Source organism: Streptomyces sp. NPDC001157 (assembly GCF_053598255.1).
In genome coordinates this window covers 413,364-434,769 of sequence record NZ_JBSFJW010000002.1, presented here as the reverse complement: position 1 = coordinate 434,769, position 21,406 = coordinate 413,364, and the positions used below count along the sequence as shown (strand labels likewise).

Sequence of the window (21,406 nt, the reverse complement as noted above, 5' to 3'; positions counted from 1 at the left end):
CGTGTTGCCCGCGTCGCTGGTGTAGCCGTTCTTCACCCCGATCAGCCCCGGATACGGCTGCACACCGTCCGCCCCGGTCAGCAGCCGATTGGTGTTCTCGATCTCGTACGACCAGCCGCCCCCGCCCGGGAACCTCGCCACGGCCGTACCGCAGTACTCCGCGAAGTCCGGATTGCGCAGCCCCGCCCGGCCGAACACCGCCAGGTCGTACGCCGACGAGACCTGGCCGGGTGTGTCGTATCCGTCGGGCGACCGCACCTGCGTGTCGAGGGCTCCCAGCGAACGGGCCCTGGCCTGCATCTGCTCGGCCGTCGTCTGCCAGCCGCCGTTCAGCGAGGCCAGCACGTCCACGGCGTCGTTCCCGGAGTTGAGGAAGACCCCTCGCCACAGATCGGCGATCCGGTACGTCCGCCCCTCGGCGACCCCGACCCTGCTGCTGCCTTCGCCGATGTCCTCCAACTCCTCCTCCCGCACCTTGTGCCGGGCGTCCGCCGGCAGCCCCGGCAGTACGGTCAGTGCGAACAGGGTCTTCAGCGTGCTGGCAGGCGGCAGCTTGCGGTGTGCATCGTGCGCGGCCAGCACGTCCCCGCTGCGGGCGTCCGCCACCAGCCAGGACAACGCGGACACGTCCGGAATCCCAGGCGCCCCGTGATGGGGCCGCACCTGAGTGCCCTCGCGATACAGGAACGAGGGATCCGGCAGCGCGGCCCGCGACACGCCGGGCGGGGTGGGCTCGGCACCGGCGGCGACCGCGACCGGCGTGAACGCCAGGACGCCCGCCGTACAGAGCGCGCAGGTGGTGACGGCCGCCCGGGACGAGAAGTGGAGGATCACATGATCAACGTAGAAATCGGCAGGGCGTGCGGGGCGGTGACCGGGCCGGATACGGGGTGGTAGCACCCGGATGCCGCAAGGCCGGGATCAGCATCACGCCCACGGTTCCTCAGGGCGCCGGATAGAACTGGCGGGCCCAGTGGCGGAACAAGCCGATGGCCTCGTCGCTCGCGGCGAGGCGGGGTCGGGGCTCGTAGCGTTTGGTGTTCCAGATCCTCAGGTCCTGATGGACCTTGCTGACCGCGGTGCGCAGCATCGCCTGGGCGAAGGCCCGGTGCAGGCCGCGCCGTGGGAGCGACGCCTTCGTGGAGTGGTGCATACCGATGTCCGCGCAGGCCGTCGCGACCAGCATGTGGGTGCGCCGGGGCCCGGTGGGTGTGTGCATCGCCCACAGGTAGCTGACGAGTCCGAGGGAGGGCAGCGGGAGATCCACGCGGAGACATCCCAGACCGGCCAGGAGGAAGGCGTGGTCGGCCTGGATCCTCTGCTTGAGGGCGGCCGGCCGATCGGGTCCGAGACGCAGACGCATCCGCAGGAGTGGGCCTTCGGTGGTCGGCGGGTCGACTTCCTGCACGGCCACGTGGTGCAGGACGGGGAGATGCCGGTAGTCAAGTGTGTTCTCGATGATCTCCTGGGCGTCAGTGTGGACGTCCGTGCTCCAGGCGGCTGTCGGAACGACCCCGTCCTGGGTGGTGCCGGGGACGTCCCAGGTGGGTGGAGTGCCATTCGGTTCGTGCCAGGCGAAGAGGAAGCCGTTGCGCTCGCTGATGGTGTGGTGCTGCAGGCGGGCGCGCGGGGGCGGGCCGTCGGGGGTGCCGACGCAGGTGCCGTCCGGGGCGAAGGCGAAGCGATGGAAGGGGCACACCAGGTTCTGTCCCTCCACGCTGCCGCCCGCCCCCAGATGAGCCCCCAGGTGTGGGCAGTAGGGATGCACCGCGCGGGGCCGGCCGTCGAGAGTGCGGTAGAGGACGACGTCCTCGTCCATGAAACGGCGGGTCAGGACCTTGCCGGGGGCCAGTTCTCGCGAACGCGCGAGGCAGAACCAGCCACTGGGGTAGGGCAGATGCCGCATCGGCCCGTCGGCGGCAGCGTGGGGACTACGAGACTTCGGCAGTTCGTCCCTCATCGTCATGGACGGCAGCCAAGCACGGGAAAACGCAATGCATTCACCCCTCGCAGCAAGATCACTCTTATGAGGGATCTACCGGTCATATCACCACGGATGACCGCAGGTGACACTACCGTCGGTCGCTCTGAGTAAGCGTTCGGGAGCGGTCTCGGTATCAGCGCCGGGATGCTCACGACGCAGACAGGGGGCGGGCGTTGGTGGCCGACGACAGCAGCGACAACCATCGTCATGAAGCGGAAGTCGTCGTCATCGGGGCCGGCCTCTCCGGTGTGGCCGCCGTGATCGCGCTGCACCGGGCCGGTTTCGACGACGTCGTCGTGCTGGAGAAGTCCGGCCGCCTCGGAGGGACTTGGCGCGACAACACCTATCCCGGATGCGGCTGCGACGTACCGGCCGTCCTGTACGAGTACTCCTTCGCACCCCACTCGTGGAGCCGGGGCTTCGCCGACCGGTCCGAGATTCTCGACTACCTCGACACCACCGCGGTGACCCACGGCGCGGACAAGGCGATCCGCTACGACACCGAGGTGCTGAGCATCCGCTGGCAGCCGCAAGCGCACCGCTGGAACCTCCAGACCACATCGGGCACGTACACCGCCCGTGCCGTGATCGTCGCCACCGGCGCCTGGCATCGCCCCCGCCGGCCCGACATCCCCGGCCTCGACGCCTTCCCGGGTACCGCCTTCCACTCCGCCCGCTGGAACCACGAAGTCGACCTGACCGGACGGCGCGTGGCCGTGGTGGGCACCGGAGCGTCCACCGTCCAGTTCCTGCCCGAGATCCAGCCGAAGGCGGCGCATGTCGACGTCTTCCAGAGCACGCCGCAGTGGGTGCTTCCGAAACCCGACTACCCCCTCCCTCCGGGGCTGCACCGCTTCTTCGAACACCACCCGGCAGCGCGCCGCGCGCTCCGCGGCCTGCACCACTGGACCCAGGAAGCCATCGGCGTACCCCTGCGCCACCCCCGCCTGCTGCGGCCCTTGGAGGCCCTGGCCCGCTTCCATCTGCGTACCTCGGTACGGGACCACGCCCTGCGCCGGGCCCTCACTCCTGACTACCGCTTCGGCGGGCGCCGACTGATCACCTCCGCCACCTACTACGCCGCCCTCACCCGGCCCAACGTGCGGCTGCATCCCACTCGTGTGACCGCCGTGGAGGGCTCCGACGTCATCGGCGCCGACGGCACCCGCACCCGCGCCGACATCATCGTGCTCGCGACCGGATACCACATCGGCGACATCCCACTGGCCCCCCAACTGCACGGCACCGACGGTACGTTGGCTCAGACCTGGGCCGACAACCGCCGTGCCTACCTCGGCACCAGCGTCAGCGGATACCCCAACCTCTTCCTGCTCGTCGGCCCGAATCTGCTCACCGGCACCACCGCCGTCCCCACCGTCCTCGAAGCCCAACTCCGCTACATCACCACCGCCCTCGACCACCTGCGCACCAGCGGGGCGACCTCACTGGACGTCAAGCCGGAGGCCGAAGCGGCCCACCAGCAGGCCCTGCACGCGGCACTGCGCAACACCGTCTACAACGCCGCCGGAGCCACCGGCTACTACTTCGGCCTCCCGGGCATCAACACTTTCTGCTGGCCCTGGTCGACCGCCAGGCTCATCAAGCGCCTGAACACCTTCGACCCGGAGGCCTACCGCTGGTCGCTGCCGGTGCCGGCCCAAGCCGACCGTGAGCGCGAAGGTCTGCCCGCCCGCCGCTCGGACCGGCTCCGGTAGGCCAAAGGGCCATATGGTGCTCACTCCCGCGACGCGCTCTCCGTCACCCGCTCTCCGCACTCCAGCCGTACGGTCGCCGCCGTCTCAGGATCCCGCAGCTGCTGCCCCGACGGCGTCCGCCCGCGTGTGATCTTGAGGGCGAGGACGCCGCGCACCCATGGATCATCCATCGGCGATCATGTGGTCCTGGTGTCCTCCACCCTCTCCCCCTCCGCCTGGGACGGCTCGGTCCTGGGGACATCCGGGTGCTGTTCCGCGGACGTGCGCTCGGCCGGTTCGTCGCGCTCACCCTCGGCCTGTGAGGGCGTGTGCGAGTACAGCCAGCGGTCGTAATCCGAGGCTCCGGTCTTCATGGCGGGCCTCCTTTGTCTGCTCGGCTTCCATGGTCCTCCATGCCCTCGGCCAGGGCGAGCAGTGGGCTTCGTGGAACCGCAGCCTTGGCGAAGGCAGCGAGGAACTGGGGATGCGCAGGTGATCACGTACGCCACCTCGCCCGCAGGTGGTCGCGTAGTACCGCGGTACTACGCGCTCCACACGGGTCAGCCTGCCGGTACCACGGGATCGGGCGGATCGGCTCCTAGCGTTGCCGGTGAGGCGTCGGAATCGACGGGCGCCGTAGGCCGACAGAGAGAACGCGAATGATCGACGCACGGCAGCTGACCAAGAGGTACGGCGAGAAGACAGCCGTCGACGGGCTCGACTTCGTCGTGAAGCCGGGCACGGTGACCGGCTTCCTGGGGCCCAACGGCGCGGGAAAGTCCACCACCATGCGCATGATCGTCGGACTCGACGCCCCGACGAGCGGCTCCGTCACCGTGAACGGCCACCGCTACGCCCGCCACCAGGCCCCGCTCCAGGAGGTCGGGGCCCTGCTGGAGGCGAAGTCGATCCACCCGGGCCGTTCGGCGTACAACCACCTCCGGGCCCTCGCGCTGACCCACGGCATTCCGCGCCGCCGGGTCGACGAGGTCATCGACCTCGCCGGCCTTGCCAGTGTGGCGAAGAAGCGGGCCGGTGCCTTCTCCCTCGGGATGGGCCAGCGGCTGGGCATCGCGGCGGCGCTGCTGGGGGATCCGCAGACGGTGATGCTGGACGAGCCGGTCAACGGGCTGGACCCGGAGGGCGTGCTCTGGATCCGCAACCTGCTCAAGGCGCTCGCCGACGAGGGCCGCACGGTGTTCGTCTCCTCGCATCTGATGAGCGAGATGGCGCTGGTGGCGGACCATCTCATCATCGTGGGCCGGGGACGCCTGCTGGCCGACACCACCGTGGGGGACCTGATCCGCGAGGCGGGCGGCGACACGGTGAAGGTCGCCACCCAGGACCCGGCGCGGCTGCGGGACGTCCTCGCGGGACCGGGCGTCGACATCACAGGGCGCGTGGGCTCCGAGGAACTGCAGGTGACCGGGCTGACCGCCCGCACCATCGGCCTGAAGGCGGCCGAGCACGGTATACCCCTGTTCGAGCTGAGCGCGAGGGCGGTGTCGCTGGAGGAGGCATTCATGGACCTGACCAGGGAGGCCGTGGAGTACCACGGCTCCACGACCGGGATCGAGACCCTCGGGAGGCCGGCATGAGCACCCTCACCGCAACCGCTGAGGAACCCCGTACCGCACCGGCCCGCCCCGCCTACCGGGTAACCGGACGGCGTGTGCTGTCCTCGGAGTGGGCCAAGCTGTGGTCCCTGCGCTCGACCTGGATCACCCTGGGCCTCGGCCTGCTGTTCCTGGTGGCCTTCGGACTGATAGCGGCGAGCCGGTACAAGTCCGGGATCAACTCCGGCCACATGGACCGCGACTTCGCCACCTCGACGGCCGTGAGCCTGTCCCTGTTCGGTACGAACTTCGCCCAGCTGGCCCTCGGAGTCCTCGGCGTGCTGGTCACGGCGGGGGAGTACTCGACCGGCATGATCCGGTCCACGCTCGCGGCGGTGCCCCGCAGGCTGCCCGTGCTGTGGTCCAAGGCGGCCGTGTTCGGGCTGGTCGCGCTCGCGGTGGGGACGCTGGGCGCGTTCGTCGCCTTCCTGTTCGGCAGCGGCATCGTCTCGGGCACGCCCGCGGCCATGAGTTTCTCGCACGCGGGTGTGCTGCGCAGCCTGCTGGGCGCCGGGCTGTATCTCGGCCTGGTCGGGGTGATCGGCACCGCGCTGGGCGCGCTGCTGCGGTCGGTGGCCGGCGGGATCTCGGTGCTGGTGGCCACCTTCATGCTGATCCCGGGACTGATCTCGCTGCTGCCGAGCTCCTGGCAGGACAACATCAGCCCCTACCTGCCGTCCAACGCAGGAGAGTCGCTGTTCGCCCTGACCCACGACTCGACGACCCTGTCGCCCGGCGCCGGGCTCCTGGTCTTCCTCTGCTGGACGGCGCTGGCGCTCGGCGGCGCGGCCTACCGGCTCGCGCGCAGCGACGTCTGACGCACCATGGACAGGTGACGTCCGTGACCACCGATGACATCAGCGGGATGGGACCGCTGGTCGCCCGTCTGTCCCGGGGCGGCCAGCGGCTCAGGCAAGCCGACCGGAACCGTCCGTGGGTGCTGGACACCGCGGTCGTGGTCGTGGTCTTCCTGATGTTCTGCCTGCCCGACCTGCTGCACGGCGGTACCGGCGACGGCGACGGCCCGCGCCGCTTCCGGCTGGCCTTCACCCATCTGCCTGTCGCCGGGATGCTGGCGTTGCAGGCCGGACTGGTGCTGCCCCTGCTGTGGAGGCGGCGCCGGCCCCTGGCGGCCTTCGGTGTCATCGCCGCGGTGTTCGTCCTGCAGTGGTCCCTGAACGCGGTGCTGCGCGCGGACATCGCCCTCTTCGTCGCCCTGTACAGCCTGGCACTGCACGGGTGGCTGAGGCAGCTGCCGTGGGCCTGCGCCGCCATGGCGGGGGCCATGGTGCTGGTCGCCGTACGGGTGTCCGCGGCCATGTCCGTCTGGGACGCGCTGTTCTTCCTGCTCAGCACCTCGACCGCGGCCCTCGCGCTCGGCCTGATGGTCCGCATCCGCCGGGCCCAGCTGGCCGGACTGCGGGAGCGGGCCGCCCGGCTGGAGGTCGAGCGGGACCAGCGCAGCAGGCTGGCCGCGGCCACCGAACGCACCCGCGTCGCCCGCGAGATGCACGACATCGTCGGCCACAACCTGTCCGTCATCATCACGCTCGCCGACGCCGGTGCCTACGCCACCGACACCGCACCCGAACGCGGCAAGGAGGCCCTCCAGCTCATCGGGGACACCGGCCGGCAGGCCCTGGGTGAGCTGCGGCGCGTACTCGGTGTGCTGCGCGAGGCGGCGGACAGCCCCTCTGCCGGGCCCGAACTCAGCCCGCAGCCAGGCATCGCCGACATCGACGCCCTGTGCGCCACGGTGCGCGCCGCCGGACTGGAGGTCGTCTACCGGACCTCGGGCGACGTGGACGCCCTCGACAGCGGGGTGCAGCTGACGGCGTACCGCATCGTCCAGGAAGCCCTCACGAACACCCTCAAACACGCCGACGCCGACACCCGCGTACACCTGGCGATCATCGAGAGGGACACCCGGCTGACCATCCGGGTCCAGGACACCGGCCCGGCGACACCGCCGAGGCCGCACGAGGAAGGGCACGGACTGGTGGGCATGCGGGAGAGGGCGGCGCTCTACGGCGGGACCGTCAGCGCGGGACCGGCGGGCGGCGGAGGCTGGAACGTCGAGGCCGTCCTCGACCTCACGCCCCAGGACGGTGTCCGGTGACCACGGTGCTCGTCGTGGACGACCAGCCGCTGCAGCGCTACGGCTTCCACATCCTCCTGGACTCCGTCCCCGAGACCGAGGTCGTCGGTGAGGCCGCCCACGGCGCCGAAGCCGTCCGCAAGGCCGCCGAACTGCGCCCGGACGTCGTCCTGATGGACATCCGGATGCCCGGCATGGACGGCATCGAGGCCACCCGCCGCATCGTCGCCGCCGGCGAGCGCTCGCGCGTCCTCGTGCTCACCACCTTCGACCTCGACGAGTACGTCCACGCCGCCCTGCGCGCCGGTGCCAGCGGCTTCCTCCTCAAGGACGCACGCCCCGAGGAGCTCCTCGCGGGCATCCGCGCCGTCGCGATCGGCGACGCGGTGATCGCGCCCGCGCTCACCCGCCGCCTCTTGGACGAGTTCGCCCAGTACGTCCCCGCACACCGAGGTGACCTCGTAGAGGACCCGAGGTTGAGCTCCCTCACCGAGCGCGAGCGCGAGATCCTCGTCGCCGTAGGCAAGGGCTGGACCAACGGCGAGATCGCCGCGCACTTCGTCCTGTCCGAATCCACCGTCAAGACCCATGTGGGCCGCGTCCTGGCCAAGATCGGTGCCCGGGACCGCATCCAGGCAGTGATCTTCGCCTACGACCTCGGACTCGCCCGGCCGAGCACGGACTGATCGGCCCGTGAGTGGTGCGGGCGCAAGCAGCAGGGACGGCAGCTCTCTGCGGGAGCGGAACGCGTCCAGCGTCAGCACGGTGAACAGCGCGCACAGCGCGAACTCAAGGCCCTTGACGGGCGCCGGGAGAGCCGCGCCGAGGACGACGCCGGCCAGTCCGCCGCCGACCCAGTACGTCTCGCAGGCGATCCGCATGGCCGGCAGCCGGGGCGCCGACCGCTCGTACATCGACCTCAGCTTCGAAGCGCAGGACGTGGAGACGGTCGAGCGCTTCGAGGAGACGCTGGCGCAGGCGGAGGAAGTACTGGAGTTGCGGAGGCTGTTCGGCAGCCCCGACTATTTCGTCCGCGTGGCCGTCGCCGATCTGCCCGCCTACGGGCCTTCCTGAGCCGGCGGGTCATGACCATCCCCCGCATCAAGAACGTGACGTCGCATTTCACGGTGAAGAACGTCAAGCCCGGCCCGTAGGAGAGGACGGGACGGCCTGGTCGGGCCCGACGGTGGCGAGTGCCGGCACCTGCGGAGGCGGACCCTGGGTCCACACCACCCGCAGTGACGAGGCGGAGATCCGCCAACCCTCGGCCGTCCTGACCAGTTCGGCATCGGCATGTCCGGCGGAGATGAAGACGCCGCCCGTGCCGTCCGCCAGGACGTGGGTGCTCAGCTGGGCGCCCCGGGTGGTGGCTCGGTCACCGTCGATCGCGATGACGGCGTTGGTGCCCAGATGCACGGTCCGGTCGAACAGCGCCATGCCCTGCCGGACGCGGGCCAGCAGGGCATCGCGACCATGGACGGTGCCGATGGGCATCTCCGCTGTGACGTCTTCGGTGTGGAAAGCCCGAGCCCATTCCTCGTCGAAAACTCCCTCGTCCAGGGAACGCACATAGCGGTCCAACAGATCGGTGATCTCGGTGCGGTCGGTCAGGGTCTGCATCTGGCGCTGCATCTCTTCGATGTCCATGCATGAAGACTTCTCCCTCAAGTTCACTTGAGGTCAACACGCACACAGGTGACGACAACCGTGTCGGCTACTGCCTGCACGGGCCGCAGTGCGGCGCTGGAGCGCTGGATCGCCGCCGTCGGTGCCGACACCCGGCCCCGCCTGGCCGGTACCGACGCGGTGCACATGGACTTCCATCCGGGCAACATGCCGGCGCGCGGCGGGGCGATCACCGGGGTCGTGGACTGGGACGGCGCCTCCCGCGATGATCGTCGATTCAGCCTGGCCACCCTGCGGCCCGCCCTCATGGGCGCACATGATTCTTCGCATGGTCGTCTGGGCCATCAGGCACTTCACCCCCGGCGACGTGGAGCACTGGCTCGACCTGGCCGAACCGCGCGTGAGCTGACGTCCCCGAGTGGGCCTGCGTAAGATCACGGAGGCCTGTTTTCCGGCTTTTGAGGAGGTCCAACGGTCATGAGTGACAAGCATGTTGTGGTGGTCACCGGCGGAGGGACCGGCATCGGTGCCGCAACCGCCCGGCTGCTACGGGCCGGCGGACACGACGTCGTCATCGGTGGACGACGGCCCGAGCCGCTGCAGCGGGTCGCCGACGAAACCGGCGCCGTGCCGCACGCCGCTGACCTCACGGATGCGGACGCCGTGGCCGAGCTCGTCGAGGCCACGGTCTCCCGCTTCGGCAGGCTCGACGGACTGGTCCTCAACGCGGGCGTCGGACGCAGCGGCGCGGTGGGAGATCTCTCGGACGAGACATGGGAGTTGGTGATGCGCACCAACCTGACGGGCCCCTTCCTGCTGCTGCGCGCCGCACTCCCGCACCTGCTGGAGACCCGCGGTTCGGTCGTTGCCGTCGCCTCCGTCGCGGCGTTGCGCAACGGGGTCGGCAACGCCGCGTACGCCACCTCCAAGGCCGCGCTGCTTCAGCTGTGCCGCTCGCTGGCCGTCGACTACGGCAGCCAGGGGCTGCGCGCCAACACGGTGTGCCCCACCTGGGTACGCACCGAGATGGCTGATCGTCGTATGGCCCGCTTCGCCGAGGAGTCCGGGCTCGGAGGCGGCGTGGACGAGGCCTACGAAGAAGCGACGAAGCTGGTGCCCGCGGGGCGCCCCGGCGACCCGGCCGAGGTCGCCGAGGCGATTGCCTGGCTGCTCTCGCCCGCCGCGTCGTTCGTCAACGGCGCGGTACTCACCGTGGACGGCGGAGTCTCGGCACGCGACGCGGGAACCCTGGCGTTCGACTTCAGCGTCGAGCGCCGCGAGGGTGGTCGATGACGCAGGGCGTTCGCGTGAGCGGGACGATCAGTGAGGAGTGTGCGTGAGCACTCAGGACAACGCGCCCGACGGACGCTCCGGCGTTCTCGGCGGAGCCGGACGCGGCGCGCTGGAGGGTCTGCGCATCGCCGACTTCTCCCGGGTCCTCGCGGGGCCCTACGCCACCATGCTGCTCGCCGATCTCGGCGCCGACGTGGTGAAGGTGGAGCGGCCCGGCACAGGGGACGACACCCGGGCCTGGCAGCCCCCGACGGACCAGGACGGCACGTCGACGTACTTCCTGAGCGTCAACCGCAACAAGAGGTCCGTCACCCTGGACCTCACGACCGAGACCGGCCTGGAGCAGGCCCGTGCCCTGGTCGCCGAGTCCGACGTCCTGGTGGAGAACTTCCGTCCCGGCACGATGGAACGGCTGGGGCTCGGCCATCGCGAACTCCTCGCGGAACACCCGGAGTTGGTCTACTGCTCGATCAGCGGCTTCGGGGCCGGTGCCGGCGCGGCGATCCCCGGATACGACCTGCTCGTGCAGGCCGTCGGCGGTCTGATGAGCGTGACCGGGGACGCGGCGGGGGAGCCGATGAAGGCGGGCGTGGCACTCGTCGACGTGATCACCGGTCTGCACGCCACGCTCGGCATCCTTGCGGCGCTCCGGCACCGGGACGCCACCGGGGAAGGCCAGCGCGTCGAGGTCAATCTGCTCGGCTCGCTGCTGTCGGCCATGGTCAACCAGGCGTCTGCGTTCGCCGTCGCCGGCGTGGTTCCCGGGCGCCTGGGCAACGCGCATCCGAGTATCGCCCCGTACGAGACCTTCCCGGCCGCCGACCGTCCCATCGCGATTGCGGTGGGCAACGACCGGCAGTTCGCGGCGCTCGCCGAGAGCGTCGGCGAGCCCGGACTCGCCCTCGACGACCGCTTCCGCACCAATGCCGACCGGGTCGCCCATCGCATCGAACTGAGGGACATCCTGAGCGAGCGGCTCAATGACGCCGACGCAGACCACTGGTCGTCCGTCCTGCTGGCTGCGGGCGTGCCCGCCGGACCGGTCAACACCCTGGACGGGGCCTTCGACTTCGCCCGGAAACTCGGCCTTCCCGGCATCGTCGACATTCCCGCCGCACCCGCCGACGGAGCCGAGGGCACGCCCTCCCGCCAGATCGCCAACCCCATCGCACTGAGCGAGACACCCGTCCAGTACCGCCTGCCGCCGCCACGCCTGGGACAGCACAACGCGGAAATTCTCCATGAACCGTGGTCCGGATCACATTCGGCGGATTGAGTGTGGCCCCCTGTGCGTTTCCGCACCCTCGCGTGACGGCCGGCGCCTGGATGCGAGGATGAGTCGCCATGACAGCAGGGTGATGTTCTCGCACGGTACGGGCCGCGGTGTTCGCGGCCGTGTGTGTGCTGCTCGCCGCCTTGGGTCACGTCATGATGTCCGGAAACGACGTACCCGGTTGGGCGTTGATCGCCGGGGTGGCCGGGACGGGCCTCGGCGACTGGTGTCTCGCCGGGCGTGAGCGCGGGTTGCCGTTGATCGTGGGCGTCCTGGTCGCCGTCCAGACGGTGCTGCACGAGGCGTTCTCCCTCGCGCAGCCGTCGTCGGGCGGTTCCGGCTCCATGGACATGGGCTCGATGCAGATGGACTCCATGGACATGGGGCACATGGACATGAGCCGCATGGGCAATCGGCGGACGACGTGGGCTCGTCGTCCGGCATGCTCGCTGCCACCTGCTCGCCGCGCTCCTCACCGGGTTGTGGCTGGCGTACGGGGAGAAGGCCGCCTTCCGTATCCTGCGGGCCGTCGCCTGCCGCCTGGCGGCTGGCCGTCGAACTGTCCCAGCCGCAGGATCTGCCCGGCTTCGACGACGGCATAGCCCTGTTGGACCTGCTGGCAGCGCTGCCGGACGAGCGTCGGCAGGCGTTCGTCCTCACCCAGCTGGTCGGCCTCCCGTACGCGGAGGCGGCCGAGGTCAGCGACTGCACCCTTGCCATGCGGCCCAGCATCGACGGCTCCCGCCGCAGCGCGGCCCGCAGCTCCGGGACCAGCCGCCCGGCGGCCCGGCCCGCCCGCAGTTCCCGCACCCCGGTGCCTGGGCTGCCGACACCGTGATCGGTCCGTACCTCCCACAGCCCGTCGCTGACCAGATGGTGGAAGGGACAGGCGGGCGTGCTCCCGCGGGCCGGACCGTACTCCGCCAGCAGCCGCTTCAGATCCCCTTCCACCGCGCTGTACCGCAACTCGCCCTCGGCATCCGCCTGAAACCGGCCCAGCGCATACAGCAGCAGCAACGGCTTGTGCGGCGCCCGTACCCCGTCCCGACTCCACTGCCTCAGCCCCGCGGTGCGCTCCAGCCAGTCCATGACCATGATCGTAGTCACGCGTCGGCGCACATCACCCTGTCCGGGTCGCGACTCCTCCTGCACCGGCCGCGAGCGCACCGCCTGCTGCCGCGCGTTGACCGGCCCGCCACTCCAACGCCTGGGGTTCCTCGGTGAATTCGATCAGATGCTGTCCGGCGAACCGCTGCAGCGCGTCCCGCACCTCGGCCGGGGTGGCATAGAAGAACTCCTTGCGGCTGTTCACCTGGTTGACCCGCTGGGAAGCGAACTGCCGGTGCAGTTCCGTCTCCAGACCGACAGCGTCCTTGCTGAAGACCAGCGCGTGGACGTCGAAGCGGAAGGGGACCGCGGCTCCGCTCAACTCGTAGATGCGTTCCAGCGGTTCGAGCCGGCGCGTCATGCCGATCTTCACCATGCGATCTCCGAAGGCGCCGATGTTCGAGATGACGTACACATAGCCCGTGCGGACGTTGGCCGCGCGGGACTCGACATCCTGCAGCGCGTTCTCGATCTCGGCCAGCTTGGCCTGCATCTCCGCGACGCCCGCCTCGTCACCGCGCTCACGCAGACGGTCGAGTGCCGCCTGGTAGTGGCTGAGTTCCTTGTTCAATTTCTCGCGCTGCCGGTCGAGTTCCCGCTGGACGGCGGCCTCCTCGCGCTCCCGGGCACGTGCCTCGCGCTGGGCCTCCTTCTCCTCGTCCTTCTTCTGCAGATGGTCTGCGGTGAGTTCCAACTCCCGTACCCGCGCGTTGTGGTACTCGTCCGTGATGCGGATGTGCATGGTGGCGCCGAGCCGGGCGATCGTCTCGCGGCTCTTGTAGAGCCGGTCGACGAGGGAGTTCAGCCGGTGCGGCCGCATGGACCGCACGGCGTAGTCGGCTTCGGCGTTGTAGGCGCGCAGCATCAGCTTGGAGAAGTCGCGGACCATCTTCTGGCCCTCGCGCTTGGAGCCGTTGACCGTCCAGTCGGTGGCCGCGTGGACGGCCCGGCCCGCCCGGGCGAGCGTCTTGATCTCGCTCTGCAGGGAGTCGAGCCGGCTGCGGTAGGCGATCGCGTCCTGGAGAGCATGCCGATACGCGTAGATCCCGGCCTCCTGCAGCAGGGCGGTCTCGTCGGTGACGACGATCCGGGCCTGGAGTTCGGCCAGCCGCCGCTCGGCGTCGAACACGTCCCTGCGATGACGCTCGGCCTCCTTGCGTACCCGCTCGGTCTCCTTCGCCGTCCGGCGGGCGTCGTCGAGAATCTCCTTCGCCGTGTCGCGCGCGTCCCTCAGGATCCCCTCGGCCTCCGCGGCGGCTTCCGCAGCCGCCTTCTCGCGCAGCGCGGCGGCCTCTGCCTCGACCTGGTGTACGAGGCCGGCGACCCGCTCGGCATCCAGCCCCTGGGTCCTTGTGATCCACGCCCGCAGCTCTTCGGCCTCGGATACGGCATCCGCGCGACGCCGCCCGAACAGCCCGCTCTTGCGCGGTGCCGGTACCGTCGTCGTGCTCCCGGGAACGGTCGCGTCCGGCACCGGGAAGGCGCCAGTGGTGAGTGCGCCTGCGGCGGGCTCGGCCTCCGGTACCCACAACTGCCATCCGGCCGGCAGCGGGGGCCACGACGGATCGGGCCGCCAGTCCGGCGGCGGCATCCATCCCGCAGGCGGCACGGGCCAGCCCGGCGGCGGATTGAAGCGATACGCAGTCATTGCCCATCCCCCCTCGCTCCTGGGGCGTCCCCAGCACCCAGGTCGCCGGACAAGTCCGGCAAAAAACGGAGAGCGACATTCTGTGCTTGATCCATCACCGGGGGCACCCGCATATTCCACCTCGTGACCCGTTTGTGACTATCGGTCAGGTCGCCCTTGCGGTCAAGTGCACTCCAAGTCCTAGAGTCACGCTTCCGACCCGCCCCACCTGCGACGGAGCATCCCCATGCGTTATCGAGTCCTCGGCAAGACCGGCATCGAGGTCAGCACGCACTGTCTCGGCACGATGATGTTCGGTGCCGTCGGCAATCCCGACCACGAGGACAGCGCCCGCATCATCCATGCGGCGCTCGATGCGGGCATCAACTTCGTGGACACCGCCGACATGTACTCCGCCGGAGAATGCGAGGAGATCGTCGGCAAGGCCCTCAAGGGCAGACGCGACGACGTCGTGCTCGCCACGAAGGTGCACTTTCCGCTCGGCGAGGGACGCAACCGCAGCGGCAATTCGCGCCGCTGGATCCTCAAGGCCGTCGAGGACAGCCTGCGGCGCCTGGATACGGACTGGATCGACCTCTACCAGGTGCACCGCCCCGACCACACCACCGACATCGAGGAGACGCTGTCCGTCCTCACCGACCTGGTGAGAGCGGGCAGGATCCGGGCGTTCGGCTGCTCCACGTTCCCCGCCGAGGACCTCGTCGAGGCGCACCATGTGGCGGAGCGGCGGGGGCTGATGCGGATGCGTACGGAGCAGCCGCCGTACTCGCTGCTCGCGCGCGGCATCGAACGGGCCGTGCTGCCCACCGCGCAGCGCCTGGGCATGGGCGTGCTGACCTGGTCGCCGCTGGCCTCGGGGTTCCTGTCCGGCGCCTACCGCGCGGGCCGGGCCGTCGACCTCACCACCGGCCGCGCCAAGCTCACCCCGCACCGCTTCGACCCCGACGCCCCGGGCAACCCGGCGAAGTTCGCGGCCGTCGAGCAACTCGTCGCGCTCGCCGAGGAGATGGGCTGCACCCTGCCGGAACTGGCCGTCGCCTTCCCGCTGGTGCATCCGGCCGTCACCTCGGTGATCATCGGTCCGCGCACCATGGACCATCTCACGTCGTTGATCAAGGGCGCCGATCTGCTGCTCGACGACGCCGTGCTCGACCGTATCGACGAGATCGTGGCGCCGGGCAGCGATCTCTACAAGGCCGACGGCGTGTGGCAGCCGCCGTCGCTCACCGACAGCGCACGGCGCAGGCGCCCGGCCGGCGAGCGGGCGGCCGCGGACTGAGCGGCGTGATCGGCCTCGGCCGCATCCGCCTGTTCTGCATGAGCCTCGGGCCCGCCGCTCCCGCTCTGCTGCTGGTGCACGGCTGGGGCGGCGACGGCAGGGAGTGGTCGGGCCATGCCGAGACCCTGGCCGACCGCTTCCACGTGATCGTCCCGGATCCGCGCGGACACGGCCGCTCCGAGGTGCCCGAGCAGGGCGACACACCGCCGGAGACGGCGGACGACCTGGCCGCCCTGGTCGACCTGCTCGCCGTACGGCACCCGGAACTGGTCCGGGCCGTCGTCTCCTTCGACCCCGCGCACGGCGCGCACGGCCGCGAAATGGACGGAATCCCCGGGCGGTTGGCCGCCTGTCGGGAGCAAGGAGCCAGGGTGGCCCCCGACTTCGTCGCCGTAGCCTCGGGATCCGCCCGCACGGCGAGGCGTACCTGCAGCGGCCAACGCAGCCGGCCCTGACGGTGTGGACGTCGGCTGAGGGCGCCGGCTGGGAGCGAAGACCGCCGGGCAGCGATCTAGTGGGCCCCGTCCGGGGACGATGACCGCGGTGTGCCGGGAAGCCGAATCGTGACGACGAGACCGCCGGAAAGTCGGGGTGCGAGGTCGAGGGTGCCGTCGTGCGCCCGGACGATGCTGTGCACGATGGCCAGGCCGAGGCCGACGCCGGCATGCTCGTCGCTGCGTACGCGTTCCGTTCCCCGCTGGAAGGGTTCGGTGAGGGTCGGTACCAGCTCCGGGGGGAGCAGCGGGCCCGTGTTCTCGACCCGCAACACGCCGTCGTCGCGCTGCGATCGGGTGTGGACCGTCACGGTGCCGCCGACGGGAAGATTGTGCACGATGGCGTTCTGGACGAGGTTCGTCACCATCCGCAGGATGAGCGCCGCGGAGCCCACGGTCTGTGTCGGCTCGCCGGTGACGTCGAGTGTGATCCCGCGCTTTTCGGCGAGGGGAAGCAGCGTTTCGGCGGCTTCTTCGGCCATGAGGGAGAGATCGACGGGCTCGCGGGTGAAGCTCCTGCCGTCGGCGCGGCTGAGCAGCAGGAGCGACTCGGTGAGGTTGATCGCCCGCGTGTTGACGGTGTGGAGGCGTTCGATGAGTTCGCCCTGGTCCCGCGTGGGGTCGTTGCGGGCGGCGTCGAGGAGGGTCTGGGAGATCGCCAGCGGGGTGCGCAGTTCGTGCGAGGCGTTCGCGGCGAACCTCTGCTGCTCGGCGACGTGGGACTCGAGTTGTTCGAGCATGGTGTCGAACGCGTCGGCGAGTTCGCGGAACTCGTCCCCCCGGCCTTCCAAGTCGATCCGGTGGGACAGCGATCCGCTCGCGGCCATCCGTGCCGCGTCCGCGATCCGGGTGAGCGGTACGAGCATCCGGCCTGCGAGGATCCATCCTCCCAGGAGGCCGAAGACGAGGAGGAAGGCCAGTGCCGTGGCCGCGGCGGGGACGAAGCCGCGCAGGGCGTCGGAGCGGTTGAACCCGGTGATGATGACGACGCCGACCTTGCGCTGGAGGGCTTTGGGGTCGTCGGTCCTGAGCCAGCGCAGCACGAACACCCACATCACGGCCAGCAGGAGAGCGCCGGCCAGGAGGAGGAATCCGGCGTAGCTGAGGGTGAGTTTCAGTCGGGCGCTGAGCCCGGGGCGTCTAGTCATGAGTGCCGCCGGGGTGGGGGCCGGTGTCGATGCGGTAGCCGACGCCCGGCACCGTGGCGATGAGCCATGGTTCGCCGAGTCTCTTGCGCAGGGCGGAGACGGTGATGCGGACGGCGTTGGTGAAGGGGTCGGCGTTGTTGTCCCAGGCCCGCTCCAGCAGCTCTTCGGCGCTCACGACACCGCCTTCGGCGGCGACGAGTACCTCGAGCACGGCGAACTGTTTGCGCGTGAGCGCGACGTAGCGTCCGTCGCGGAAGACCTCCCGGCGGAAGGGGTCCAGCCGCAGGCCCGCGATCTCGCGCACCGGTGGGCGGGCGTGCGCGCGTCTGCGGTCGAGCGCCCGCAGCCGCATGACGAGTTCCCGCAGCTCGAACGGTTTGGTGAGGTAGTCGTCGGCGCCGAGCGCGAATCCGGAAGCCTTGTCGTCGATCCGGTCGGCGGCGGTGAGCATGAGGATCGGGATGCCGCTGCCGGAAGCCACGATGCGCCGGGCTACCTCGTCGCCGGACGGGCCGGGGATGTCCCGGTCGAGCACCGCGAGGTCGTAGGAGTTGACGCTGAGCAGTTCCAGGGCGCAGTCGCCGTCGCCGGCGATGTCGGCGGCGATGGCCTCCAGCCGCAGACCGTCACGGACGGCTTCGGCCAGGTAGGGCTCGTCCTCCACGATCAGCACACGCATGTGTGCAGCCTAAGCAGCACCACCTATCGCCGACGTATGCAAAGACATGCGGCCGCCGGACACGCCGTGCGCGCGGACCGGCGGCGGTTCTCAGGTGAGTTCCAGCAGGCCCCGGCGGACGGCCTCGGCGACCGCAGCCGCCCGGTTGTCGACGCCGAGTTTCCGGTAGATGCGCACCAGGTGTGTCTTGACGGTCGCCTCTGCCAGGTACAGGGCATCCGCGATGGAGCGGTTGCTGTGCCCGTCTGCCATCAGCCGGACGACCTCCCTCTCCCGTTGCGTCAACTCCGGTGCGGGGCTGACCACCTGCCCGACGAGGTCCCCGACCACCTCCGCCGCGAGGCCCAGCCCGCCCTCGGCGGCGCTGCGCACGGCCCGGAACAGGTCCTCCGGCGGCCCCGCCTTGAGGACGTAGCCGCGCGCACCCGCCTCCAACGCGCGCACGACGTCGGCCCGTCCGGAATAACTCGTCAGCATCACCACCGGCAGGCCCGGAGCCCCGGCGGCCAGTCGGCGGATCGCCTCGACCCCGTCGATGCCGGAGTTCGTCCCCGCGAAACGCAGATCCATCAGCACCACGTCGGGGACCAGCTCCAGGGCCAGCCGCACGGCCTCCTCCCCGCTGCCGGCCTCCGCGATCACATCAAGATCGGCTGCGCCCTCCAGCAGGGCCCGCAGCCCGGCCCGTACGACCGGATGGTCATCGGCGATCAGAACGCGCCGTGCTGCGCCCGTCACCGGGCCGCCGCCACGGACAGCGGCGCCTGCGGGCCGGGCCCCGAGGGGTGGAAGGGGACGCTGGCCCGAATCCGCGTGCCCCGCCCCGGGGCGCTGTCGACGGCCAGGTCACCGCCCTCCCGGCGCAGCCGCTCCCGGGCCGAGGGCAGGCCGAATCCCCGGCCCGAGCGGAGAGACCCACCGAGGCGGGCGGGATCAAAGCCGACGCCGTCGTCGCACACCTCCAACTCGACACGGTCCGCGAGGTGGCGGAGCGTCACTGACACGCTGGACGCGTGTGCGTGTTCGCGGACGTTCGCCAGCGTGCTCTGCGCCACCCGGAAGAAGGTGGTGGCGGCCTGTTCGTCCAGAGCGAGGGCCGGGGCCCCCACCGTGTGGAACCGCACGGGCCCGGATCCACCCAACTGCTGAACCCGGGCACAGAGCAGCCGCAGGGAAGCCGCCAGCCCGTCTTCGGTGACCGTGGGCGGGGCAAGGTCCTCGATGATCCGCCGGGTCTCGGCGAGTCCCGCATCCAGGCCGTCGGCGACGGCGCGCACGCGGTCGCGGGCGACCTCGGGCCGTTCCTCCCAGTCCCGCTCGGCCGCCTGCAGCAGCATCAGGCTCCCGGACAGTTCCTGGGCGAGCGTGTCGTGCAGGTCCCGTGCGATGCGCGCGCGTTCCTCCAGCGCACCGCTGCGGTGCCGCTCGTCCGCCAGTACGTTCCGCGTACTGCGCAGCTCCTCTACCAGCCGTTGACGCTCCGCGACGTTCCGCTGCTGCGTCCGGTACAGAGCCACCGTGCCCCAGACGGCCGCCACCGGGATCAGCACCATCTCAGGGTCGAACCCACCCGCGGTCCGGGTCAGCTGACCGACGAGCAGGGCCGTGACGGCGGCCAGCGCCGCGCCGGCCGCACGGTCCCCGAGCGTGTACAGAGCGACGCATGCCAGCGGCACGGCACACCAGACATAGGCGCCGGTCAGGGGCGGCGGCGTGAGCAGGACGAGGATCGCCCACAGCAGGAGGAGGACGGCGACCCAGGCGTAACGGGCTCGCCGGTCGAGCCTGGGTCGCAGCGCCAGCCCGGCCGCGTAGGTCACGGCCAGCAGCCCGCTGACGGTCACGATGTCCCAGCACAGCGGGATGTTCAGTCGGGCAAGACGGACCAGGGCGGCGCCGACCACGAGGAAGAACAACAGATGCGGCAGCTGGCTCGCAGCGAACCGTCTGCCCCCGGCCGGCACGGAAGCGCGGACGGACCCGGGATCGGACACGACAAACCCCCTGGATGAAAGATCCATTGGGACAGGGGTTCGAGTCTATCCACGGTCCGTATGGCGCATGTGAAGAGCGGGGCTGCGCGACCGCCGTACGGAGCGTGCGGAGACGGCAGCCCCGCCGACGGTCAGGCTCCCGGGTGCAGGCCGAGCCAGCCGGGTGTGGGATCGCCCTTGACCTCACCGAAGTACAGCGCGAACGTCTGCTTCCAGCGCTCCACCTCGGCGCGGTCCGCCATGAAGCGGGGGAAGCCGTCCACATGCGCGTTGGGGTACTCCCAGATCTGCTTCAGACCGGCCGGGGGAGTGACGTCGGTCCGTACCGACCAGCCGTTGAAGGACCCCTGCTGGTGCTCCGTGGACAGTTGCCAGTTGAGGAACAGCTTGGCTGCCGTGGAGTTCTTGGCCTGCTTGAGGATCGCGGCCCGCTGGCCCCAGGCCATGAACGGGTGCGGCGCGTCGATCGCGAACTTCACCGGGGACGACCCGGTCGCCGAACCCGAGGTGCCGATGCCGATCGGCTTCTGACCGCCGCGGACGGCGTCGCCGGGGGAGTTGCTGCCGCGCGCGAACTGCACGTCCTGGGCGGCGAGTTCGGCCACCCACTGCCACCCGTACTGCTGGGCGTACAGCGTGTAGAGGTACAGCACGGCGTCGTCGTCGTGCGGGTACGACGAGGCGATCTTGCCCTTCCACTTCGGGTCGACCAGGTCGCGCGGGGTGAGCTGGACGGCCGAGCCGAGTGCCGCCGTGCTGTACAGGAAGCTGAAGGCGATCGCACCCGTCGCCACCCACGCGCCCTGCGGGTCCTTGAACTTGTCGTAGACCTTGGAGAACCCGGCGGGCTTGTAGTGCAGCAGACGCCCCTGCTGCTTCCAGCGGTCGAAGTCCTGGAGGGTCTGGAACTGCACCACGTCCGGAACCAGGGTGTCGGTGGCGAACTGGTTGTCCACCCGCACGTCGTGGTACTTGCTGTAGTCGACGATCAGCGTCAGGTCGATGTCCGGAAAGCGGTCCTTGAAGGCGGCCTTGGTGCCGTCCTGCTGAGTCGGTGTGTCACCGCCGGCATAGACGACGAGCTTCCCGCCCTCCGCCAGAGCGGCCCGGTAGAGCTCGTCGAGCGACCGCGTCTCCTCGCGCCGGGACGACCGTCCCGACGCGGCGGCGGGGGAGGCCGACGCCGGAACCGCCGAGGCTCCGAAGGCACCGGCGCCGAGCGCGGCACCGGCACCCGCGGCGAGGACACGTCGTCTGCTGGGGAAACTGGGCATGCCAGGAGACCTCTCTGAGGGGGTGGCGTAAAAGGCCCGGTGCGCGCCACGGGCATCGTCATTCTTGTGTGGCCCGACGAGGCTTCGCGTCGTCCGTGCGGAGCGACGAGGTCTCTGAGAGTTGGAAGCTGCGTTCAACCGAACAGTTGAACGCAGCTTCCAACTCCTGCGGTTGTCGCCTGTGTGTGGGGGGCGCGTC

The 21,406-nt window shown here is 70.4% G+C and carries 21 protein-coding genes and 4 pseudogenes; 12 read left to right on the top strand and 13 right to left on the bottom strand.

What is annotated here, in order from left to right:
- Positions 1–3 precede the first annotated feature (3 nt).
- Positions 4–582 (bottom strand): annotated as a pseudogene (locus ACWDAG_RS05825) (D-alanyl-D-alanine carboxypeptidase family protein); the annotation flags it as partial.
- A gap of 361 nt (positions 583–943) precedes the next feature.
- Positions 944–1,966, bottom strand: coding sequence for a Rieske 2Fe-2S domain-containing protein (locus tag ACWDAG_RS05820; RefSeq protein WP_450694336.1), 1,023 nt, complete (start codon positions 1,964–1,966; stop codon positions 944–946).
- 194 nt (positions 1,967–2,160) lie between these two features.
- Here ACWDAG_RS05820 and ACWDAG_RS05815 point away from each other — a divergent pair, with 194 nt between their 5' ends.
- Positions 2,161–3,699, top strand: a complete 1,539-nt coding sequence (locus ACWDAG_RS05815; protein WP_450694335.1) for a flavin-containing monooxygenase — start codon at positions 2,161–2,163, stop codon at positions 3,697–3,699.
- Between the two features lie 20 nt (positions 3,700–3,719).
- On the opposite strand, the gene ACWDAG_RS05810 is transcribed toward ACWDAG_RS05815, so the two are convergent.
- Both ACWDAG_RS05810 and ACWDAG_RS05805 read right to left on the bottom strand, forming a co-directional pair.
- The gene (locus tag ACWDAG_RS05810) at positions 3,720–3,869 is read right to left on the bottom strand and encodes a hypothetical protein (protein ID WP_450694334.1); all 150 of its coding nucleotides are present in this window, start codon (positions 3,867–3,869) and stop codon (positions 3,720–3,722) included.
- Positions 3,870–3,875: 6 nt separating this feature from the next.
- Positions 3,876–4,052, bottom strand: a complete 177-nt coding sequence (locus tag ACWDAG_RS05805) for a hypothetical protein (RefSeq protein WP_450694333.1) — start codon at positions 4,050–4,052, stop codon at positions 3,876–3,878.
- Between the two features lie 285 nt (positions 4,053–4,337).
- Between ACWDAG_RS05805 and ACWDAG_RS05800 the strand changes: the two genes are divergently transcribed.
- The 5 genes from ACWDAG_RS05800 (at position 4,338) to ACWDAG_RS05780 (ending at position 8,466) form a co-directional block, all read left to right on the top strand.
- Positions 4,338–5,276 (top strand): ABC transporter ATP-binding protein, encoded by a 939-nt coding sequence (locus ACWDAG_RS05800; RefSeq protein WP_450694332.1) that lies wholly within the window; start codon positions 4,338–4,340, stop codon positions 5,274–5,276.
- Positions 5,273–6,112, top strand: a complete 840-nt coding sequence (locus ACWDAG_RS05795; protein ID WP_450694331.1) for an ABC transporter permease — start codon at positions 5,273–5,275, stop codon at positions 6,110–6,112. Before ACWDAG_RS05800 ends, ACWDAG_RS05795 begins: the two co-directional genes overlap by 4 nt.
- A gap of 23 nt (positions 6,113–6,135) precedes the next feature.
- Positions 6,136–7,413 (top strand): sensor histidine kinase, encoded by a 1,278-nt coding sequence (locus ACWDAG_RS05790; RefSeq protein WP_450694330.1) that lies wholly within the window; start codon positions 6,136–6,138, stop codon positions 7,411–7,413.
- The gene (locus ACWDAG_RS05785; protein WP_450694329.1) at positions 7,410–8,078 is read left to right on the top strand and encodes a response regulator; all 669 of its coding nucleotides are present in this window, start codon (positions 7,410–7,412) and stop codon (positions 8,076–8,078) included. The genes ACWDAG_RS05790 and ACWDAG_RS05785 overlap by 4 nt, the downstream gene beginning before the upstream one ends.
- Positions 8,079–8,271: 193 nt before the next feature.
- Positions 8,272–8,466, top strand: coding sequence for an Lrp/AsnC ligand binding domain-containing protein (locus ACWDAG_RS05780; protein ID WP_450694328.1), 195 nt, complete (start codon positions 8,272–8,274; stop codon positions 8,464–8,466).
- 63 nt (positions 8,467–8,529) lie between these two features.
- Here the strand turns inward: ACWDAG_RS05780 and ACWDAG_RS05775 are convergent, their stop codons facing one another.
- Complete coding sequence (locus tag ACWDAG_RS05775) at positions 8,530–9,039, bottom strand: nuclear transport factor 2 family protein (protein WP_450694327.1); 510 nt, start codon at positions 9,037–9,039, stop codon at positions 8,530–8,532.
- Between the two features lie 165 nt (positions 9,040–9,204).
- On the opposite strand from ACWDAG_RS05775, the pseudogene ACWDAG_RS05770 reads away from it, so the two are divergent.
- The 3 genes and pseudogenes from ACWDAG_RS05770 to ACWDAG_RS05760 all read left to right on the top strand — a co-directional run.
- A pseudogene (locus ACWDAG_RS05770) lies at positions 9,205–9,252 on the top strand (hypothetical protein); the annotation flags it as partial.
- 243 nt (positions 9,253–9,495) lie between these two features.
- Positions 9,496–10,311: an SDR family NAD(P)-dependent oxidoreductase gene (locus ACWDAG_RS05765; protein ID WP_450694326.1), complete on the top strand. Its 816-nt coding sequence runs from the start codon at positions 9,496–9,498 to the stop codon at positions 10,309–10,311.
- Between the two features lie 43 nt (positions 10,312–10,354).
- Positions 10,355–11,587, top strand: a complete 1,233-nt coding sequence (locus ACWDAG_RS05760) for a CaiB/BaiF CoA transferase family protein (RefSeq protein WP_450694325.1) — start codon at positions 10,355–10,357, stop codon at positions 11,585–11,587.
- Positions 11,588–11,732: 145 nt separating this feature from the next.
- Here the strand turns inward: ACWDAG_RS05760 and ACWDAG_RS05755 are convergent, their stop codons facing one another.
- Positions 11,733–11,966 (bottom strand): hypothetical protein, encoded by a 234-nt coding sequence (locus tag ACWDAG_RS05755; protein WP_450694324.1) that lies wholly within the window; start codon positions 11,964–11,966, stop codon positions 11,733–11,735.
- 159 nt (positions 11,967–12,125) lie between these two features.
- Between ACWDAG_RS05755 and ACWDAG_RS05750 the strand changes: the two are divergent.
- Positions 12,126–12,294 (top strand): annotated as a pseudogene (locus ACWDAG_RS05750) (sigma factor-like helix-turn-helix DNA-binding protein); the annotation flags it as partial.
- Here ACWDAG_RS05750 and ACWDAG_RS05745 read toward each other — a convergent pair.
- Both ACWDAG_RS05745 and ACWDAG_RS05740 read right to left on the bottom strand, forming a co-directional pair.
- Positions 12,293–12,673 (bottom strand): annotated as a pseudogene (locus ACWDAG_RS05745) (phosphorothioated DNA-binding restriction endonuclease); the annotation flags it as partial. The pseudogenes ACWDAG_RS05750 and ACWDAG_RS05745 overlap by 2 nt on opposite strands.
- Positions 12,674–12,704: 31 nt before the next feature.
- Complete coding sequence (locus ACWDAG_RS05740; protein ID WP_450694323.1) at positions 12,705–14,339, bottom strand: DUF4041 domain-containing protein; 1,635 nt, start codon at positions 14,337–14,339, stop codon at positions 12,705–12,707.
- A 226-nt stretch (positions 14,340–14,565) separates the two neighbouring features.
- On the opposite strand from ACWDAG_RS05740, the gene ACWDAG_RS05735 reads away from it, so the two are divergent.
- Both ACWDAG_RS05735 and ACWDAG_RS05730 read left to right on the top strand, forming a co-directional pair.
- Positions 14,566–15,618, top strand: a complete 1,053-nt coding sequence (locus ACWDAG_RS05735) for an aldo/keto reductase (protein ID WP_450694322.1) — start codon at positions 14,566–14,568, stop codon at positions 15,616–15,618.
- A 38-nt stretch (positions 15,619–15,656) separates the two neighbouring features.
- On the top strand, positions 15,657–16,073 hold the full coding sequence (locus tag ACWDAG_RS05730; protein WP_450694321.1) for an alpha/beta fold hydrolase: 417 nt from the start codon (positions 15,657–15,659) through the stop codon (positions 16,071–16,073).
- 56 nt (positions 16,074–16,129) lie between these two features.
- On the opposite strand, the gene ACWDAG_RS05725 is transcribed toward ACWDAG_RS05730, so the two are convergent.
- From ACWDAG_RS05725 to ACWDAG_RS05705, 5 genes are all read right to left on the bottom strand, one after another.
- Positions 16,130–17,260 (bottom strand): sensor histidine kinase, encoded by a 1,131-nt coding sequence (locus tag ACWDAG_RS05725; RefSeq protein WP_450694320.1) that lies wholly within the window; start codon positions 17,258–17,260, stop codon positions 16,130–16,132.
- Complete coding sequence (locus ACWDAG_RS05720) at positions 17,253–17,939, bottom strand: response regulator transcription factor (RefSeq protein ID WP_450694319.1); 687 nt, start codon at positions 17,937–17,939, stop codon at positions 17,253–17,255. The genes ACWDAG_RS05725 and ACWDAG_RS05720 overlap by 8 nt, the downstream gene beginning before the upstream one ends.
- Before the next feature lie 90 nt (positions 17,940–18,029).
- Positions 18,030–18,677, bottom strand: a complete 648-nt coding sequence (locus tag ACWDAG_RS05715; RefSeq protein WP_450694318.1) for a response regulator — start codon at positions 18,675–18,677, stop codon at positions 18,030–18,032.
- The gene (locus tag ACWDAG_RS05710) at positions 18,674–19,933 is read right to left on the bottom strand and encodes a sensor histidine kinase (RefSeq protein ID WP_450694317.1); all 1,260 of its coding nucleotides are present in this window, start codon (positions 19,931–19,933) and stop codon (positions 18,674–18,676) included. The genes ACWDAG_RS05715 and ACWDAG_RS05710 overlap by 4 nt, the downstream gene beginning before the upstream one ends.
- Before the next feature lie 131 nt (positions 19,934–20,064).
- Positions 20,065–21,207: an ABC transporter substrate-binding protein gene (locus ACWDAG_RS05705; protein ID WP_450694316.1), complete on the bottom strand. Its 1,143-nt coding sequence runs from the start codon at positions 21,205–21,207 to the stop codon at positions 20,065–20,067.
- Positions 21,208–21,406 lie beyond the last annotated feature (199 nt).

Coding starts and splice junctions, on each gene's coding strand:
- ACWDAG_RS05820 (WP_450694336.1), bottom strand. CDS start 1,966: ATGACGATGAGGGACGAACTGCCGAAGTCTCGTAGTCCCCACGCTGCC.
- ACWDAG_RS05810 (WP_450694334.1), bottom strand. CDS start 3,869: ATGGATGATCCATGGGTGCGCGGCGTCCTCGCCCTCAAGATCACACGC.
- ACWDAG_RS05805 (WP_450694333.1), bottom strand. CDS start 4,052: ATGAAGACCGGAGCCTCGGATTACGACCGCTGGCTGTACTCGCACACG.
- ACWDAG_RS05800 (WP_450694332.1), top strand. CDS start 4,338: ATGATCGACGCACGGCAGCTGACCAAGAGGTACGGCGAGAAGACAGCC.
- ACWDAG_RS05795 (WP_450694331.1), top strand. CDS start 5,273: ATGAGCACCCTCACCGCAACCGCTGAGGAACCCCGTACCGCACCGGCC.
- ACWDAG_RS05780 (WP_450694328.1), top strand. CDS start 8,272: ATGGCCGGCAGCCGGGGCGCCGACCGCTCGTACATCGACCTCAGCTTC.
- ACWDAG_RS05775 (WP_450694327.1), bottom strand. CDS start 9,039: ATGGACATCGAAGAGATGCAGCGCCAGATGCAGACCCTGACCGACCGC.
- ACWDAG_RS05765 (WP_450694326.1), top strand. CDS start 9,496: ATGAGTGACAAGCATGTTGTGGTGGTCACCGGCGGAGGGACCGGCATC.
- ACWDAG_RS05755 (WP_450694324.1), bottom strand. CDS start 11,966: ATGTCCATGGAGTCCATCTGCATCGAGCCCATGTCCATGGAGCCGGAA.
- ACWDAG_RS05740 (WP_450694323.1), bottom strand. CDS start 14,339: ATGACTGCGTATCGCTTCAATCCGCCGCCGGGCTGGCCCGTGCCGCCT.
- ACWDAG_RS05735 (WP_450694322.1), top strand. CDS start 14,566: ATGCGTTATCGAGTCCTCGGCAAGACCGGCATCGAGGTCAGCACGCAC.
- ACWDAG_RS05730 (WP_450694321.1), top strand. CDS start 15,657: ATGAGCCTCGGGCCCGCCGCTCCCGCTCTGCTGCTGGTGCACGGCTGG.
- ACWDAG_RS05725 (WP_450694320.1), bottom strand. CDS start 17,260: ATGACTAGACGCCCCGGGCTCAGCGCCCGACTGAAACTCACCCTCAGC.
- ACWDAG_RS05720 (WP_450694319.1), bottom strand. CDS start 17,939: ATGCGTGTGCTGATCGTGGAGGACGAGCCCTACCTGGCCGAAGCCGTC.
- ACWDAG_RS05705 (WP_450694316.1), bottom strand. CDS start 21,207: ATGCCCAGTTTCCCCAGCAGACGACGTGTCCTCGCCGCGGGTGCCGGT.